Genomic DNA, 16,404 nt, shown 5'->3' on the forward strand with positions numbered 1-16,404 from the left:
CGTCATCGAGACGGCGGCCTCGTCCTCGAAGACCAGCCACGCCCCGAGCGCCGCCGCGGTGGCTTTGCCCGGGGCCAGGTCTCCTTCACCCAGCCGGCCACCGCCGCATCGTCACGTTCGACAGCCCGCCGCGCAGGCTGCTGACACGACCAGCCGTGCCGCCGCAGCAACTCCCACGCACCACGGACCGACAACGACACCCCGAGCTGGTCCGCGATCAGCATGCGCACCCGCGAAAGCGTCCACCGCTCATCCGTCCACCCCTGAGCGACCGCACCTTCCAACAGAAACGGCTCAAGCATGGCGAAGGCGTCGTCATCCACCTTCGGCCGCTTCGCAGGGCCCGACGAACGCAGTGCCTCCCGTCCGCCCTCGCGCCAGGACCGGCGCCACCGCTCCACCGACCGCACACTGACCCGCAGCCTTGCGGCTATCGCTGCGTTCTTCTCACCCAGAGCAAAGGCATCGGCGGCGAGCATGCGCACTCGCTCCCGCGCGGCCTGGCCATGCGGAGTGAGACCACCACCCTGGCCCCCACCAACTGCTGCGCACGCTCTATGTCTTCGCGGACCTGCGTGGGCGGCCGGCCGAGTCAGCGCCGGTGGCCCTTGACCACCGCGAGGCGGTCAAGGCCGCTCTCGCCGAGGCCCCCGACCGGATCATCACGCGCTGCGCGCGCCGGCGTGAGGCGGCGGTATTCGGAGCCGCTCTGACAGGGCCATGCAGGGGAACTGTCTGACCCAGCCGGGTGGCCGGGCGGTCGATGCGGTGAGGATCCAGGCCCGCCATGGAACCCCAAAAGCATGCACTGACCAAGTGAAGGGTTGCCCCTGCCATGACGCTGGTCGTCACGTTTGTCGGCGCAACGCCCGTCCTGGGCAGCGCAGTTGGAGCGTCGTACAAACTCTGGACCTATAAGGTCGAAGGCAGCCAGCAGGAGCTTCCCGACGGGAACCGGCTCTCGCTCGGGCTGTCCGCCGATATCAACGTGCTGGATCCCGCCTCCCTCCCGGGAGTGGCCGGTCTGGAGAAGATGTTCCTCCAGAAGGACCAGGCGGATCCTCGCCAGTACGCGTGGCGCCTGATCAGCGGGTCCGGGCAGCCTCAGATGATCTCCTTCGTGGCTCCCGCCCGTGCAGCCAGCGGTGACGTCCTCCTCCTGAAGTCCACCCCCGGAAACCCGTTGGTCTCGGTGGCCTTCGCCGTTGCGGCGAACGGGCCCACCAGCCATTCGCAGCGGATCACCGTGCCGGCTCCGGGTTTGCCGACGTTCGCCGGACGGCCGCTGGCCGACTTCGCGGGTTCGCTGCCGTACGCCAGTGAACTGTTCGGCGTCTACCATCCGCTGACCGGATGGTTCGGCGCCTACTCCTCCATGGCTGCCTCCACGGCCCACCAGGGCTCCCCGTTCGCCGGGCTGACGGCGCTCGCCCACTTCCGCGGCCCGGAAGCCCGCACGATGACCGATCCGAAGCTTGCCGCGCTCGCGCAGCACTACGACGCGGCGGAGCTCGCCGGCCTGTCGCCGGTGGGAGTGGTGAACCTCTTCCGGGAGTACTTCTTCGAGTTCGACACCTTCCTCGGCACCCCGGTGGCACACATCTGGGTCAGCCCGGGCGGCAGCGTCGAGGTGGTCGAGACCAGCACCAGACGCACGTTGGTCGAGAAGTCCACCGAGGTGTCCGAGGAGATCTCCCGGAAGACGGAAGAGAGCCTGACCGAGCAGGACGACATCGCCGACGCCGTCAAGGAGGAGAACGCGACCGACACGAAGCTCGGGGTGAGTGCCACCGGCGGAGTGAACGCGAAGATCTACCACGCTGACGTCAGTGCCAGCTTCAGCACCCAGAACACCGTCAAACGGGGATCCGAGGCCACCCACAAGCACACCCGCACCCAGGCCGCCAAAGCCACCAGCGAGATCAAGCGGAACTTCAAGACCACCTTCAAGACAGTGACCGAATCGACGGACACCTCAAGCCGCCGGTACGTCCTGCAGAACAACACCACCGACCTGGTCAACTACGAGATCCGCCGCAAGATGCGCAAAGTAGGGGTGCAGCTCCAGCACATCGGCACGCGGCTGTGCTGGCAAGTGTTCATCGGCGATCCCGGCAGAGAACTCGGGCTGGGGGACATGGTCAACGTCGTCGACGCGCCCGACCTGACCGCAGTCCAGAAGCCGGAGAAAAAGATCGTCCCGCCGGACCAGAAGGTGACCCACCCGCTGTCGCTGACGTTCGTCCTGACCCACGGGGCCGACACCGACGCGGAGAACACCTACACGCCGGACACCGACCCCAATGTCGGCATCTTCAAACCGGTCCTGGGAGAGAACGACCTCATCAAATTCCGGTTCGACTTTCCGCTCCCGGCACCACCGGACGGCTTCGAGATCAAGAAGGGCGTGGCCCCGGAAGTCGACTTCCGGGGAGCCCAGGTCCAGTTCACCATCGACCCCGGTGTCCTCGACATGACAGAGAACCCCGATGTCGCCAAGAACAGCCTCGGACTGCGGCTGACGTACGCCAACTTCCAGGGCAACAAGTCGATTCCCTTCAGCGCGGCCATCACCTACACGCCGAAGGCGGAGACGAAACTGGCGATCGAGACGGCCAACGAAGCGGCGGAACAGGCCTACAAGAAGGAAGTCGACCGGCTGCAGCATGAGGCGTATGGCAAAGCCGTCCATGAGCGACTGCGCCTGGTGAGCACCATGCGCAGCCGAACTCCCGAAGACCTGCGCAGCGAAGAGCGCCGGGTGGTCTTCCGCAGCCTCATCCGCCGGCTGGAGCAGGCAGATCAGTACCCGAAGAACCCGGCGCACCTGCCCTTCCCGGAGGCCGAGGGGATCGGGCACCTCTTCGACGTGGAAGAGATGCTGTACTTCGTCGCCCCCGACTACTGGCGCCCGGGTCCGGTGCCTCCCCCCTCCGTCACCGAGGACAGCTCGGGCCGGTACCCCCTGCCTTCGGAGGCCGAGACGTTTCCGACCGGGACCACGGTTCGTCCCCTCCAGGGCCAGACCGTGGCCGGATGGTACTCCCGGGCAGAGAAGTACCGGGCCGTCGACCCGCAGGCATCGTTGCCGGACTGGCGGGTGGACTACCTCATCACGGAGCAGACCCAGCCCGCGCCGCTCGGCAGCTCTCTGGGCTGGCTCATCCAGATCGACGGAGACGAGCGGCGCAACGAGTTCCTCAACGCCGCCTGGGTGAAGGCCGTCCTGCCCGTCCGGCCCGGCCAAGAGCAGGCCGCACTGAACTGGCTGACCAGCGTCGAGGGGGAGGCCGGCCTCGACGTCCTCTACGTCCCCCAGGCCGAAGACCCGGACTCGTTCCACGGCAAGAAGATCGGGCAGGTGCTGTCCCTGGTCGCCGAGCAGCTTAAGACGGTCAACACCGACTACAAGGCCACAAAGGACTCGGAGAAGGTCTTCGAGACCGGATTCGACCCCCTGGCCGGCGGATTCCGGCCGGCCCAGCCCTACGAGGTGTTCGACCAGTGGACCGAGGTCCTACCGACCGATCAGGTGGCCGCAGTGGCCGTGAACTACGACCCGAAGACCGGACAGCAACTGTGACAGCACAGGAGGCCGCCGTGAACGTGTACACCGTCGAGTACACGGCGCCGAAAGAACCGCCGCTGAGAGAACGCAGGTTTCAAGCGGACGACTACACCGTTCACGGGGACTTCGTCGATTTCACGACCGCCGACGGCAAGAAGGTCTTCAGCGTCCGTGCCGAAGCCGTCGTGACCATCACCAGGGCATCCGCCTCCACCTGATGACCGGGACCTTGTGAAGTGCTCATCACCATCAATGTCACCGACGTCAACGGCGCAGCCCTGCCGAATGCCCGGATCCGACTCGTCTTCACGTCCCCGAGAGGCCCCGAACCCGTCACCCTGAACCCGAGGCCGGGGCAACAGGTGGACGCCTCGCTGGCTCTGAACCAGCTTGAGATCTACGTGTCGATGGACGGCTTCACTGACGAGCAGTTCCTGATCTCCGCCATCGGAGCCTCCGGCTGGCTGTCGTCCAACCCGGCCGGGCACGCCGTGCTGCACGACGGAGTGCTCGATATCTTCACCACGATCGGTACCGTGCGGCTGGCTCCGAGCATCACCGTGAGGCCGGATGCGGAGCTGCTGGGCAACCCCCGTGCGGCACTGGTCGACCATGCCGGCGGGGAAGAGTGGATCTACCGCGGCGCCTTCCACAACACCGAGATGCTGCGCCGGCTCGACGAGCCGGTCTTCGGAGACCTCGCCGCGATGGAATGGAAGCGCTTCAACCATTCGCGGGTGTTGGTCGAACTTGCCAGGCACGGCCGGTTCGTCCTGCTGGAGTTCGGGCCCAAGGAGGTCGCCGGCGGCGGCCGACTGCCCCGCTTCCTGATCGGAACGTGGGTGCCGTTCAAGCCGCTGGCCGCCACTCCGGAGGTTGTGGTCTTCTACACGCCGCCGACGTTCAAGAACCGGGGCTACCCAGCGGACTCCTACCCGTTCCTCGGCGAGTACCCGTACGGCATCACCAAGGCGAAGGCCGCGAAGGACGTGACGCAGCCCTACGTGGGGCTCGCGGTCAACTACCTGGTGACCGGATACAAGATCATCTACCAGCTGCTGGCCGCCGGCCGGAACCCCATCGTGGTCATGCCCGTCCAGCCGAGCGCGAACTGGGGCCCGCTCGACACGCAACCGGGCCTCGGCCGTCTCCTCAAGGAGGTCGTACGCTTCCTCTACGCCAACCAGCTCGTGTCCAGCAGGACCGCACCGCTCGTGAAGGTGCGTATGCCCTACGGCCGAACCTCGCAGTTTCCGTCGGTGGGCCGGCGCGGCGACGAGCAGGTGCCGCGCGCTTTCACCACCACCGTCTCGGGCTTCAGCGCCGGCATCAACGCCGTGGTGAACCTGTGCAGGGCCCGTCGGTTCGATGAGCGCCTCTACCCGCCGGCGCTCTTCCACGCGCCTCCCGACACCCTGATGGACTCCTGGCGTGAGCTGTGGGACATCGACGGGGTGGACAGTTCGGGGTGGGACCACATGGTCCAGACGTTTCGCCAGTGGCTGTCCGGGAGCACCAAACGCACCCTGCGCGCCTACCACTCGCAGGACACCTACCGCCGCACGGAGAACGGGCTGGTCCCGCAGGGCCGGGTCACCCGGCTGCCGCGCGTCCCCGTGAAGGGGGTCTATGCGGAGGAGGGCCACACCGCTGACGGGCGGGTGACGTGGGTGCACTTCTCCAACCCCGCCTTGGAGGGAGACGTCAAGGCGCCGGGGCATGAGAAGACCATCCCCGAATTCGGGACGCTCGACGCCCACCACTTCGTCCCCGCGATCGCCTTCGGCCACGCCGCGCAGTTCTCACTGCCCTGAGTGGGGCCGAGTCGATGGCGGCGGTCTGTGCGGTTCCCCACCGCTGTAGCCGATTTCCTCGACTCCGCGGCCTGAGCCGGCTCACTCCTGTCCGTCGTCGTCCTCGTCGAGGTCGACGGCTTGCGGGTCGCGCAGCGGACGCAGGCCGTCGCGCGGCTGGGAGGCAGTGAAGCTGTAGCGGCCGAGGACGTTGAGGTCCTTGTGCTTGAGCGGGGACAGCCGGGCCACGGGCCTTGACCCCGGATGTTGAACACGTCTATGCGGCTTGGGTCAGGGTAGTTGCTGCCGGTTGGGCATCGTTCTCGTAGGCGATCGGGGACCGCTGGCCGAGGCGGGAGTGCCGGCGGCGGGTGTTGTATCGGGTCAGCCAGCGGAAGGCGTCGAGTCTGGCCTCACGCGCGCTCGACCAGGCCTTCCGGTCTTTGAAGGTCTCCCTCTTGAAGGCGGCGTTGAAGCTTTCTGCGGCGGCGTTGTCCGCGCGGGAGCCGACCGCCCCCATGGTCTGCCGACCCCTGCTGACCTGCAGATTTCAGCGAAGGCTCTGCTCGTGTATTGCGAGCCGTGATCGGTGTGGATCACCGCTCCGGTTAGGCTTCCGCGGGTCCGTTCGACGGCCGCCAGGGCGTTGAAGACGAGCTCGGTGCGCATGTGATCGGCGATCGCCCACCCTGCCAGCCGTCGTGAGGCGAGGTCGATGACGGTTGCGAGATAGAGCGGCTTCGAGCCGTTGACCGGCAGGTATGTGATGTCGCCGACGTACTTCGTGTTCACCGCGGCGAACAGCGCGGATCCCAGCTGCATGGCCGTGACCCAGGCCTCCCAGGTCTCGGACATCGTCGCCTCGGCACACCGCGTCTCAGCGAGGATCAGCGTCGACTCCATCACCTGCGTCCGAGCGATGTCGGATTCCTCGATGACCTCCAGCAGCCAGGTGGTCTCGTCGAGCGACCGGATGCCCGAAGCCTTGTCGGCCATGGAGTGGTCGTGGCAAAGAATGCTCGTGACCACTGGTTCTCTGCCCATCGACTCTGGACTAGACACTCAGAACGGTACGCCGAACGGTGAGTTCGCCGCTTCCCGCAAGGGGAGAGGCACCGTTCGGCGTGCGAGCGTTCGATCCTCCTCTTCCCGGGCACTTCTCTGGACGCTCGTCCAAAATCTGCGGCTGCTCGGGGCCGCTTCCGTCCATCAGGGGAACCCGGGTCCTGCTGGGCTCACTCGCTTTGTGAACAGGGGCCTGGACGTCAGGTTGCTCTGCTTCGCGCTATGCGGCTGCGAGCTGGAGGAGTTCCGAAACGCCCTTGGCGTCCCCGTAGGGCTGGAAGCGGGGGAGCAGGTCGTCGACAAGCTGCACGCAGCGGGGTGCTCCGATGCGGCGGGCCAGGAGCAGGGACTGGGTGGCAGCGGTCGCTGCGGGCTCGGGTTCCTTCAAATCGAGGTAGCTTGCGGCGCGGTAGGCGAGGAATACGCCTCGGGTCTTGTCCCGGGCTGCGGGTAGCAGCCGTTCGCCTTCGGTGATGAGCCGGTGGGCGCGGCCGGTGTCGCCGAGGTCCAGGAGGGCCTGGCCGGAGTCCACGGCGAGGTCGGCTTCGGATACCCAGGCGCACCAAGTGGGCCGGTCGGCGCCGGCGTCGCCCAGGTGTTTCTCTGCCGCGGCGAGGGCGCGCAGCACGGTGCGTTGTTCGCTCCGCTCGCCTCTTGCGGCGAGGGTGCGGGCGAGGCGTAGCTGGAGCAGGCAGCGGGCGGCGGGATTCTGGGCGCGGGTGAGGGCGTGGTTGAGGATGTTTGCCGCGGTGGTGTGGTCGCGGCGCCAGGCGGCCTGGTAGGCGAGGTCGCCGAGGAGGCCGGCGCCCATGTCGTGGTCCCCGGCCGCGTGCGCGTTGTGTAGGCCGGCGATCCAGTACTGGCTGGCATGTGTATGGCGGCCCAGGTCGAAGCGGTGCCAGGCGACGGTCTGGGACAGGGAGGCTGCCAGGGTGTGCAGACGCAGCCCGAGGGCGGGCCTGTAGCGGCCGTGTTCGAGCAGTCCGGTCACCGTGGACAGGTGGGCATCCAGCAGGGTGGGCGTGTGCTGCCGCTCCTCGGTGACCAGCCCGGCGAGATGTTGGGTGGAGTTCTCCAAGAAGGCGACGAGTTCGTCACTGATCGGTTTTCCGGCGCGGGCCTGTGCGAGCGCGGTGGCAGGGCCGCCGGCCCACTCCGCGGCCAGCGCGGACAGGGCGGCGCCGGAGATCGTCATGAAGGTGCGGCGTTCCATCGCTGTTCGCAGGGCCTCTCTCAGGGCGGGCACGAAGCTGTGGGGACCAAGAGGGACGACGCCGTCGGCGCTGAGCGGCAGCCAGTTCGGCCAGTCGTCGCTGCGGACGATGTCCGCGGGCAGGCTGAGCGCCTCGGCGATGTATCCCTGCGATTCCTCGCTGGGTTCCACACCTCGCTCCCACTTGCGTACCCGCATCCGGTCAGTGCCCGATCGCAGCCCTTGCCGGTGGGCTGCGGCCTGAATCCCGGCCGCAAGTGCGTCCTGCGTCATGCCGCGCGCCATCCGCGCGACGGCCAAGGGGTGACGGGCGGTTTCTACCACGCAGCAATCCAATCACCCACCGCACGCGAGTGGTGACGGATTGCCGGATGCGGGACTCCTGCGGGACTCCCTCCAAGTCGTCGACGCAATCGAACAGTTGAGCCGATTCTCGTGGAACCGCAGCACACGATGCGGCACGTGAGCCATTCGAAAGGGGGGTGCCCTGCCATGTCCTACGATCAGGCGGCACGCCTAGGCGGGGATGCGCCGCCGCTCTTACGCGCTGGCGCTGCCAGCACTGTCGAGGTCCTTGCGCAGAGCGGTTTCGCTGCGCGTGCCGAGTTCGGTCAGCACTTCCTGCGCTCTGCGGACACAGCTCGGCGACTGCTGGACTGCGCCGAACTCACGACCGCGGCACAAGTCCTCGAAGTGGGAGCAGGCCTTGGCACGTTGTCCGCGGCCGTCGCGGCCTCCGGCTGCCGGATCTGGGCCGTGGAGCGGGACGTACGGCTCGGCGGAATCCTGCAGGACCGGCTGAAGCCCTTCGGCCAGCGGGCGCGCATCACGATCAACGACGTGCGCCGCATCGACCTGGACGGCGGGCTGGACCAGGGCAGCGTGCTGGTGTCGATCCTGCCCTTCGACTGGGAACTGTCAACGGCGCTGACCTCCCACGTGTTCACCGCAACCCGCAAGGTGACGCGCGGAGTGGTGGTGGTGCCGCGCCGCACCCTGGAGGACCGCAGCGCCGCCAGCGTCGATGACGGCCTGCTCTGGGAGGAGATCGACGGCATCTCCAGAGGCGAGTTCTGGCCCAAAGCTCCTGGAACGCTGCGGGTGGTCGCGATCCGGAGGAGTCGATGACCCCCTCCCTGATCGTCACCAACGACTTTCACTCCGCTGTCCCCGAGGGACGCGGCTTGCTGGCAGCCCTGCGCCGGCGACGCGCCGACGGGGCACTCGTGGTGGATGCCGGCGATTTCTTCGGCGGCAACGCCTTCCACGCCTTCTCCCAAGGGCGCATCGAACAAGGACTGCTGACAGAGTTGTACGACGCGCTGGTGCCGGGCAACCACGATGTCGCCGACCTCATGCGGCTTGAGAACCCACAGACGTTCCCCCCGGTGGTGTGCGCCAACGTCCGCCCGCCGCAGGCCTTCGCCGGACGCTGGGAGCGCAGCATCGTGCTCGATTCGCGGGGTCAGCGCGTCGGGATTGTCGGCTACCTCGGCCGGCAGGCCTTCGAAGCGATCCCGCTTCAGGAGCGCGCCGGCTTCACCTTCCACGAACCGACGGGGACGCTCTTTGCCGTCGAACGTGACCGGCTGACGGCCGCGGGTGCCGACGTCGTCATCGGGATCAGCCACAGCGGTCTCGCCCACGACATCGCCGACCAGGAGCACGGCTGGCCCTTGCCGATCGTCGTGTCCGGACACTGCCACAGCGCCTGGTACCACTGGTCGTCCGAAGACCGCCATGTGATCAAGGCGCCGGAGAACGGGCGCGGACTGGTCCAGATCGACATGCCGGAACCGGGCAGGACGCGGATCACCGTCGAGACCTTCCCCAGCGAACCACCAGCACAGCCGGACGGCCTGGGCCCGGTCGTGGCCGCGTACGACGCCTGGGGAGCATCGACGCTCGGACGCCTTCCCGCCGTCCTGGCCTCCCGCAGGGACGTGGCCCGCGCCGCCACCGAACAGGCACGCAGGATCGTTGGCGCCGATGCGTTCGTTCTCAACCTGGCCAGCCTCCGCACCGGGCTGCCCACACAGGTCACGCGCCGGGCTCTGGCCGACTGCGCGCCCTTCGACGCGGACCTCGTCCTCCTGGACGGCACGCACACCCTGAAGACGGTCTGCGACCACGCCCGTGCCTTGGGAGAGGAGCCCGTCACCGCCCAGGATTCCCACCTCACGCCCGGCGGCGCGTGTGCCGTCGCGACCACCCGCTACCTCGCCGACCGGCTGAATCTGCCGGCCCGGTCTGTCACCCCGCCGTGCACCCTTCGCGGTGTCCTTTCTGCCCTCCTGCAGGAGTTGTCATGAACGACCTGCTGACGCTCGATGCCCCGGCCCTGACTCACGGCCCGACGGCGCCCAGGGGATTCGCCGCTCAGCTCACCAGCAGCGGCAGGGGCCGTGCTCTGGTCCGCTTCCCGGACCCGCGCGATCACCAGCGCAACCTGGAGCTGGCGCTCGGGCTGCTCTCCTCGCTCGGTCCGGTCCTCAGCGTCTACCCGGACGACGGCTGCTGGAGCGATCTGAGCGTGCGCACCAGCGTCGACCCGGGCCGGACCCACGGCACCGGCGAGAACCGGCTCCACGTGGACCTCGTCGACCGCGCCGAAAGCCCGCGCTACATCGCCCTGTACTGCGTCCGCGCCGACCCCGCCGGCGGCGGGGCCTCCGCTCTGTCGGACCTGTGGGCGGCCGCCGAAGCCCTGACGCTCACCGACCGGAACCTGCTGAGCCAGCCTGTGTTCCGCTACTTCGCAGATGAGGGAGTGCACGGCGTCGGCGAAAGCCTGCCCCAGTTCGCCGTGCTGCCCCAATGCCTCGGCGGCCACGCTGCGATCCGGTTCACCAGCAAAATGCTGCCGCACCTTCAGCGCGGTGAACTCCTCACGAGCGTCGACCACGCGGCGCCGTCCATCGCTGAGGCCTTCAGCCGCCTGGTCGACGCCGCCCACCAGTACCGCGCCACGGTGCGACTGGCGCCGGGGGAGCTGCTGGTGTTCGACCAGTGGCGCTACGCCCACGGGCGGATGCCGCTGGGCGCGGAGCAGGACGCCCTTCCCCTGCAGGAGCGGCGGCTGCTGAAGCAGACCTACGTCGCGCCAGGGGGTGCCCGGTGATTCTGACCGGCTCTGCGATCAAGGAGGCCGTCGAACGCGGCGAGATCACCTTCGACCCGTTCGACGCCGACATGATCAACCCCAACAGCGTCAACTACCGGCTCGGGCCCCAGCTCAAGGTGCAGACGGGCACCGTGGCAGACCCGCGCACGCCGGCACAGCTGGAGACGATTGATCTGCCCGCCGACGGCTACGTCCTGCAGCCGGGCATCACCTACCTCGGCGCGACCATCGAACGCATCGGCAGTCACCGCTACGTGCCGAGTCTGATCGGCCGCTCCTCCCTCGGCCGGCTCGGCTGCTTTCTCCAGGTTTCCGCAGACCTGGGCCAGCTCGGCTCCGTCCACCAGTGGACGCTGGAGATCGTGGTCGTCCAGCCGCTGCGGGTGTATCCGGGTATGCGGACGGGCCAGGTCAGCTTCTGGGAGCCGAGCGGCCAGGTCATGCCCTACCTCGGCACCTACGGATACCTCAGCGTCCCCTCGGCCTGGTCCCCGCAAGCGGTCGCCGGGGACGTGCGCACGCCGGAGGTCCTCGCGTGATCCTCACCGGCCCCGAAATCCACCACCGGGTCAAGACCAAAGAGATCGACATCGATCCCTTCGATCCCGGTCAGCTGAGTCCCAACTCCTACGACCTGCACCTCGGTACCCGGATCGGCTGGTACACCCACGAACACCTGGACTGCGCCCGCGACAACCCGTTCGAGCACCACACCATCGCCGACGGCGGCCTGGTGCTCTCCCCGGGACGGATCTACCTGGCGTCCACCGCGGAACGCATCGGCAGCGACACGTTCGTGCCGATCATCCGGGCCCGCTCCTCGATGGCCAGACTGGGCCTGTTCGTGCACGTCACAGCCGACCTGATCGACATCGGGTCGCACGGCCATCTCACGTTGCAGCTCCACGCGGTACAGCCGGTGTGCATCTACCCGCGCCTACGTGTCGCCCAAGTGACGTTCTGGAAGGTCCAGGGCGACATCGAGCTGTACGCCGGCAAGTACCAGGCGACCGGCGAACAGGCGATGCCGTCCCAGCTCTACCGCGACTTCCAGGGACGGTGACCCAGTGTCCCTCACACCCGAGGCCGAGCGGGTCGTCACGGTGGTCGCCCACCCCGACGACGCCGAGCTGATGGCGTATGGAACGCTGCGCCGTTACCGCCAACTCGGCGCCGCGGTGACCGTGGTGATGGCCAGCCGCGGCGTCAACGGCGTCTCCCTCGCCGACGCGGCCCGCGGCGTCCGCCTCGCCTCGCAGGACCGCTGGGACGAGGTGCGCCAGGCCTGGGACGGCACGGGAGCCGAGATCACCTGTCTCGACCTGAGGGACGGGGCCCTGCGCGCCGACCGCGACCTGATCTCGCGCGTGGAAGGCGAACTGGTCCGCCTCGGCTGCACCACGTTGATCACCCACAGCCCGACGGTGACCAACGACCACCAGGATCACCTCGCGCTAGGCAAGGCCGCATCCAACGCCGCCACCCGGGTCGCTTCGTGCCACACCGTGCTCTACGGCCAGCCGCACGCGCCCCGCAGCGGCTTCCACCCCACCGTCCTCGTTGACATCAAGCCCTTTCTCGACGCGAAGGTCCTCGCTCTGTCCCGGCACGCGACGCAAGGCGGTCGCTGGTACCTCAGCGAGGACTACACCCGGCACCGCGCCGCCGAGTCCGGCTGGCGGCTGCGTCCGGCCGCAGCCGCGCTGGGCCGCCCCTTCGAGGCCTTCGAGACTCCTCTGCTCACCCTGCTGCACCCGCCCTCGGACCCGGCGGAGAAGGAGTAGCACGTGCTCTACATCGAACAGCCGCCGTTCCTGCCCTGGCTCGGGTTCTGCGAGGCGTTGATCGGCTGCAGCACCGTCGCCCTGTATGACACGGTGCAGTACACCGAGCGCGGCTGGCAGAACCGCAACCGCATCAAGACCGCCCACGGCGTCACCTGGATCACCGTCCCGGTCACCCGCCGCAACGGTCAGCTCCTGCGCGAGACACGGATCGCAGAGAGCTTCGATCCCGCCAGCATGCTCAAGACCCTGCGTCTCGCGTACGCCCGCACCCCGCACCTGGACGAGGCCCTCCAAGCCATCGCCCCACCTCTGTCGGCCGGCCACCGCTGGCTGGTCGACCTCAACCTCGACCTGGTGACCCAACTCGCCGTCGCCCTCGGCGCACAGACCACCCTGCGCCTGACCTCCGAGATGCCCCACACCAACACGGCCGACAAGAACGAGCGCCTGGTCCAGATCTGCGCCCATGCCGAGGAACAGCAACTGTGGGCCGGCGAGGGCACCCGCCAGTACCTCGACACCTCCGCGCTCGCCCAGCACGGCATCACCGTCGTGTGGAACGAATTCGCCGCCCGCCACCCCCACTACGTCCAGGCCTGGCCGCGGCAGGGCTTCAAGCCGGGCCTGTCGGTCATCGACGCCGCCTGCGCGGTGGGCTGGGCCGGCCTGGCGGTCATGCTGCGCGCCGCCTTCACCTCGCACCGGTCCTGCGCACCGCTGGGGGAGCCCCGGTGAGCCGCCCCCGCATCATCACCGGCATCGATCTGCCCCTGGAGCCCTCCTGCGGCTCCACCATCTGGGCGAGCGACGTCTACCAGCAGCTGTCACCGCGCTTCCACTCCACCTTCATGGCCCTGCTCGGCTCGAAGCCCTGGAAGCACGGCTTCGAACAGACAGTCACCCTCACTACGGGCAAGGAACCGTACGGGCCACACTTCGATACGTACGTGGCGGAGCTGACCGGCGAAGTCGAGGAGATCCTGCGCGCCCACCGAGCCGACGTGATCCACGCCCAGCATCTGGGCTTCGGCCTGTCACTCGCGTTCGCCCGTGCCGACCGCAGCACGCCGATGGTCTCCATCGCCCACGGAACCGACGTCATCGCCGCCACCGACAGCGAGCAGGCCCGCGCGGCACTGACCGAAATCGTCACAGCGAGCACAGCCGTGGCCGTGCCCAACAAGGCCATGGCCGACCAGGTCGACACCCTCACCGGCGGCCACTTCACCGACCGGCTCGTGATCATCCCGTGGGGCATCCCCCTGCCCGCCACACCCACCGCCCGGCCCGCCGACGGACAGAATCTGCGGCTGCTGCACGCCGGCCGTCTGGACCGCAACAAGTCCACCATCACCGCGATCGAGGCGCTGGCACTGACCCGCCACGACCATCACCTGACCGTCATCGGCAGCGGCAGCGAACTGCCGGCCCTGACAGCGCGAGCTGCCGAACTCGGCCTCACCGGCCGAGTCCAGTTCACCCCCTTCCTGCCGCGCCAGGACCTGTGGACACTCTTCGCCGACTTCGACGCCTTGGTGTTCACCACCGCCCGGCTTGAAGCGTTCGGTCTGGTCGCCGTCGAGGCCCAGGCCCACGGCCTGCCCGTCCTGTTCAGCGATCTGCCCGGCCTGCGCGACACCCTCGGCTCCGGCGGCCTGCCCTACACCACCGGCGACCCGCACGCCCTGGCCGCCGCTGTCGACCAGATCGCCGCCACACCCCACACGCGCCGGGCACTGTGCACGGCCGCGGCCGCCAATGCCCTCCGCCACGACATAGCCGCGACCGCCAACCAACTGGACGCACTCACAACCAAGGTGCTGGGAGCCGGCCATGACTGACACTCCGCTGTACGCCAGCCAGCTGTGGCCCCCCGTACGTCCCCGGGCGGTGAACGCCACGCCGACCACGATGAACCTGCTCGAGTCCCTCGGCTTCGTCGGCCGGACCGCCGCCACCGGCGTCCACACTCTCCTGCCCCTCGGCCTGCGCGTCCACGACCGGCTCTCCCGCATCGCCCGCGACGCGTTCGAGGACCGCGGCGCGAACACCGTCGCCTTCCCCACGCTGCAAAACCGCACCCTGTGGGAGGAGTCGGGCCGCTGGGACGTCTACCAGACCGAAGGCACCCTGATGACCACCCGCAGCCGCAGCGGCGAGGACATGTGCCTGGCCCCGACCTCCGAGGAGATCGCGGTCGCCACCGTGCGCGAACACCTGCGATCCCACCGCGACCTGCCCGTACGCCTCTACCTGAGCACCGCCAAGTTCCGCGATGAGCTCTCCCCGCGCGGCGGCCTCATGCGCGGCCGCGAGTTCGTCATGGGGGACGCCTACACCTTCGACACCAGTGCCAAAGGGATGCGCGCCTCGATCGGCTTCCTCAACGACGCCTGCCGCGCCGCCCTGCTGGGCATGGGTCTGACCGGCGTGTTCCAGGCCACCGCCGACGGCGGATCCATCGCTGCGGGACCATCCACCGAACACCTCGTGCTGGGCGACATCGGGCAGAGCAGCATCCTCGCCTGCGACCACTGCGGGCACCGCGGCGACGGCGCCGTGATCGCCGGCCGTCCCCACGTCTGCGACGACCCCGTGGTCAACGTCATCGCCTTCGCTCTCACCCGCCCGGACGGCTCCATAGCTCCTGCAGCCGTGGCCATCCGCTCAGACCTGAACGTCAGCCCGCGCAAACTCGCCGCCGCCTCCGGCGCAACCCGCGTCGACCTCCTTCAAGCCGACGCGCTGCCCGGCCTGTTCGGAAAACAGGCTGGGACCCTGACCCCCTGGGACTGCTCACACACCGAGCTCTACTTCGACACCTCCGTCGCCCACCTGGACGACTTCTCCATCTCCGACGGAGCCGACGGACTGCGCCCTCACCTGTCCTGGGCTGGCCCGCCGGGCCTGCCCCCGCTCAAGCCGGAGGGCACCGCCCTGCACCGCGCAGCCGAAGGCATGGGGTGCGGCCGCTGCGACAACGGCCGCTACCACACGATCCGCGCCATCGAAGTCGCCCACGTCTTCGAACTCGGCACCCAGTACTCCGCCCCCATGGGCCTTACCGTCCCCGTCCCCGAGGGCAACCGCGGCCCCGCCCACATGGCCTGCTCCGGCATCGGCATCACCCGCTGCCTGCAAACCCTCGCCGACCTCCACCGCGACCACCACGGACTGCGCTGGAAACCCGGATGCGGCCCCGCCGATCTCCACCTCATCGTGCTGCGAGCCGACCTGCCCGAGATGCGCGAGCGCACCGACCGGATCGTCCGACAGCTACGGCAGCACGGCGTCCGCCTGCTCGTCGACGACCGACCGGAAGCAGCAGGTGAAAAGTTCGCCTACGCCCGCCAGGTCGGCGTCCCCCACGCCCTGGTCCTCTCCCCGCAGCAGACCGACACCACCGTCGAGGTCATCGACCGCTGGTCCAGCCGCCACGACTCGATGCCCGTCAGCCAAATCCCCCGCCTCTCCAGCGCCCGCTAACCGAGCAACCAGACGAAAAAGCGTCCGCGTGATGCCGCCGCGAACCACATCGGCGGCATCAAAATTCGCACGCCGAAAATCAATTCCACATCACATCAGAAACCTACGGAAGAAGTGGCTGAAATTTGCGGCCAATTACCCTCAGTGCGTTGACGGACCGATCCATTCACGCCTAATCTCGTGTAACGCCGACGGGTCGTAGCTTAAGTGGCGGAGCACGGCAAAAGTCTTGCCGAGGAGCCGGTTCGAGTCCGGCCGACCCGACCAACAGCAGCAGCACAGCAGCACGATGGACCGGCCTGCATCTCGTACCGGCACCCACGCTCGCCGGGACAGGCAGCCAATCAAAAGACCACGCCCAACTGAAC

General features: G+C 68.4%; 14 protein-coding genes, 1 tRNA gene and 2 pseudogenes. 13 read left to right on the forward strand and 4 right to left on the reverse strand.

Annotated elements, in window-relative coordinates; all coding sequences use genetic code 11:
• Positions 1–2 precede the first annotated feature (2 nt).
• Positions 3–485 carry a winged helix-turn-helix domain-containing protein gene (locus ACZ6BB_RS39655; RefSeq protein ID WP_471619960.1) on the reverse strand — a complete coding sequence of 161 codons (483 nt, stop codon included), beginning with the start codon at positions 483–485 and terminating at the stop codon, positions 3–5.
• A 350-nt stretch (positions 486–835) separates the two neighbouring features.
• Between ACZ6BB_RS39655 and ACZ6BB_RS39660 the strand changes: the two genes are divergently transcribed.
• From ACZ6BB_RS39660 to ACZ6BB_RS39670, 3 genes are read left to right on the forward strand one after another with little or no spacing between them, the layout of a single operon-like run.
• Positions 836–3,583 (forward strand): hypothetical protein, encoded by a 2,748-nt coding sequence (locus tag ACZ6BB_RS39660; protein WP_471619961.1) that lies wholly within the window; start codon positions 836–838, stop codon positions 3,581–3,583.
• A gap of 17 nt (positions 3,584–3,600) precedes the next feature.
• Entirely contained in the window at positions 3,601–3,786 is a 186-nt protein-coding gene (locus tag ACZ6BB_RS39665) for a hypothetical protein (protein ID WP_471619962.1), read from the forward strand.
• 18 nt (positions 3,787–3,804) lie between these two features.
• Positions 3,805–5,382, forward strand: coding sequence for a hypothetical protein (locus tag ACZ6BB_RS39670; protein ID WP_471619963.1), 1,578 nt, complete (start codon positions 3,805–3,807; stop codon positions 5,380–5,382).
• A gap of 81 nt (positions 5,383–5,463) precedes the next feature.
• Here the strand turns inward: ACZ6BB_RS39670 and ACZ6BB_RS39675 are convergent.
• The 3 genes and pseudogenes from ACZ6BB_RS39675 to ACZ6BB_RS39685 form a co-directional block, all read right to left on the reverse strand.
• Positions 5,464–5,610: pseudogene (locus ACZ6BB_RS39675) on the reverse strand (hypothetical protein); the annotation flags it as partial.
• A gap of 28 nt (positions 5,611–5,638) precedes the next feature.
• Positions 5,639–6,159: pseudogene (locus ACZ6BB_RS39680) on the reverse strand (IS3 family transposase); the annotation flags it as partial.
• 487 nt (positions 6,160–6,646) lie between these two features.
• Positions 6,647–7,810, reverse strand: coding sequence for an XRE family transcriptional regulator (locus tag ACZ6BB_RS39685; RefSeq protein WP_471619964.1), 1,164 nt, complete (start codon positions 7,808–7,810; stop codon positions 6,647–6,649).
• Positions 7,811–8,131: 321 nt separating this feature from the next.
• Here ACZ6BB_RS39685 and ACZ6BB_RS39690 point away from each other — a divergent pair, with 321 nt between their 5' ends.
• From ACZ6BB_RS39690 to ACZ6BB_RS39735, 10 genes are all read left to right on the forward strand, one after another.
• Positions 8,132–8,767, forward strand: a complete 636-nt coding sequence (locus ACZ6BB_RS39690; RefSeq protein ID WP_471619965.1) for an rRNA adenine N-6-methyltransferase family protein — start codon at positions 8,132–8,134, stop codon at positions 8,765–8,767.
• A complete protein-coding gene (locus ACZ6BB_RS39695) occupies positions 8,764–9,951 on the forward strand; it encodes a metallophosphoesterase (protein WP_471619966.1) in 1,188 nt (395 codons plus the stop codon). Before ACZ6BB_RS39690 ends, ACZ6BB_RS39695 begins: the two co-directional genes overlap by 4 nt.
• Positions 9,948–10,760: a TauD/TfdA family dioxygenase gene (locus ACZ6BB_RS39700; protein WP_471619967.1), complete on the forward strand. Its 813-nt coding sequence runs from the start codon at positions 9,948–9,950 to the stop codon at positions 10,758–10,760. The genes ACZ6BB_RS39695 and ACZ6BB_RS39700 overlap by 4 nt, the downstream gene beginning before the upstream one ends.
• Positions 10,757–11,302, forward strand: a complete 546-nt coding sequence (locus ACZ6BB_RS39705) for a dCTP deaminase (protein WP_471619968.1) — start codon at positions 10,757–10,759, stop codon at positions 11,300–11,302. The genes ACZ6BB_RS39700 and ACZ6BB_RS39705 overlap by 4 nt, the downstream gene beginning before the upstream one ends.
• Entirely contained in the window at positions 11,299–11,826 is a 528-nt protein-coding gene (gene dcd, locus ACZ6BB_RS39710; protein WP_471619969.1) for a dCTP deaminase, read from the forward strand. Before ACZ6BB_RS39705 ends, dcd begins: the two co-directional genes overlap by 4 nt.
• Before the next feature lie 4 nt (positions 11,827–11,830).
• Positions 11,831–12,547, forward strand: a complete 717-nt coding sequence (locus ACZ6BB_RS39715; protein ID WP_471619970.1) for a PIG-L deacetylase family protein — start codon at positions 11,831–11,833, stop codon at positions 12,545–12,547.
• Between the two features lie 3 nt (positions 12,548–12,550).
• Complete coding sequence (locus ACZ6BB_RS39720; RefSeq protein ID WP_471619971.1) at positions 12,551–13,285, forward strand: WbqC family protein; 735 nt, start codon at positions 12,551–12,553, stop codon at positions 13,283–13,285.
• Complete coding sequence (locus tag ACZ6BB_RS39725) at positions 13,282–14,391, forward strand: glycosyltransferase family 4 protein (protein ID WP_471619972.1); 1,110 nt, start codon at positions 13,282–13,284, stop codon at positions 14,389–14,391. Before ACZ6BB_RS39720 ends, ACZ6BB_RS39725 begins: the two co-directional genes overlap by 4 nt.
• Complete coding sequence (locus tag ACZ6BB_RS39730; RefSeq protein WP_471619973.1) at positions 14,384–16,036, forward strand: proline--tRNA ligase; 1,653 nt, start codon at positions 14,384–14,386, stop codon at positions 16,034–16,036. Before ACZ6BB_RS39725 ends, ACZ6BB_RS39730 begins: the two co-directional genes overlap by 8 nt.
• Before the next feature lie 192 nt (positions 16,037–16,228).
• Positions 16,229–16,303 (forward strand) — tRNA-Thr (locus ACZ6BB_RS39735).
• Positions 16,304–16,404 lie beyond the last annotated feature (101 nt).

The sequence above is a fragment of the Streptomyces sp. NPDC041108 genome, assembly GCF_055592645.1.

Coding starts and splice junctions, on each gene's coding strand:
- ACZ6BB_RS39660 (WP_471619961.1), top strand. CDS start 836: ATGACGCTGGTCGTCACGTTTGTCGGCGCAACGCCCGTCCTGGGCAGC.
- ACZ6BB_RS39690 (WP_471619965.1), top strand. CDS start 8,132: ATGTCCTACGATCAGGCGGCACGCCTAGGCGGGGATGCGCCGCCGCTC.
- ACZ6BB_RS39695 (WP_471619966.1), top strand. CDS start 8,764: ATGACCCCCTCCCTGATCGTCACCAACGACTTTCACTCCGCTGTCCCC.
- ACZ6BB_RS39700 (WP_471619967.1), top strand. CDS start 9,948: ATGAACGACCTGCTGACGCTCGATGCCCCGGCCCTGACTCACGGCCCG.
- ACZ6BB_RS39730 (WP_471619973.1), top strand. CDS start 14,384: ATGACTGACACTCCGCTGTACGCCAGCCAGCTGTGGCCCCCCGTACGT.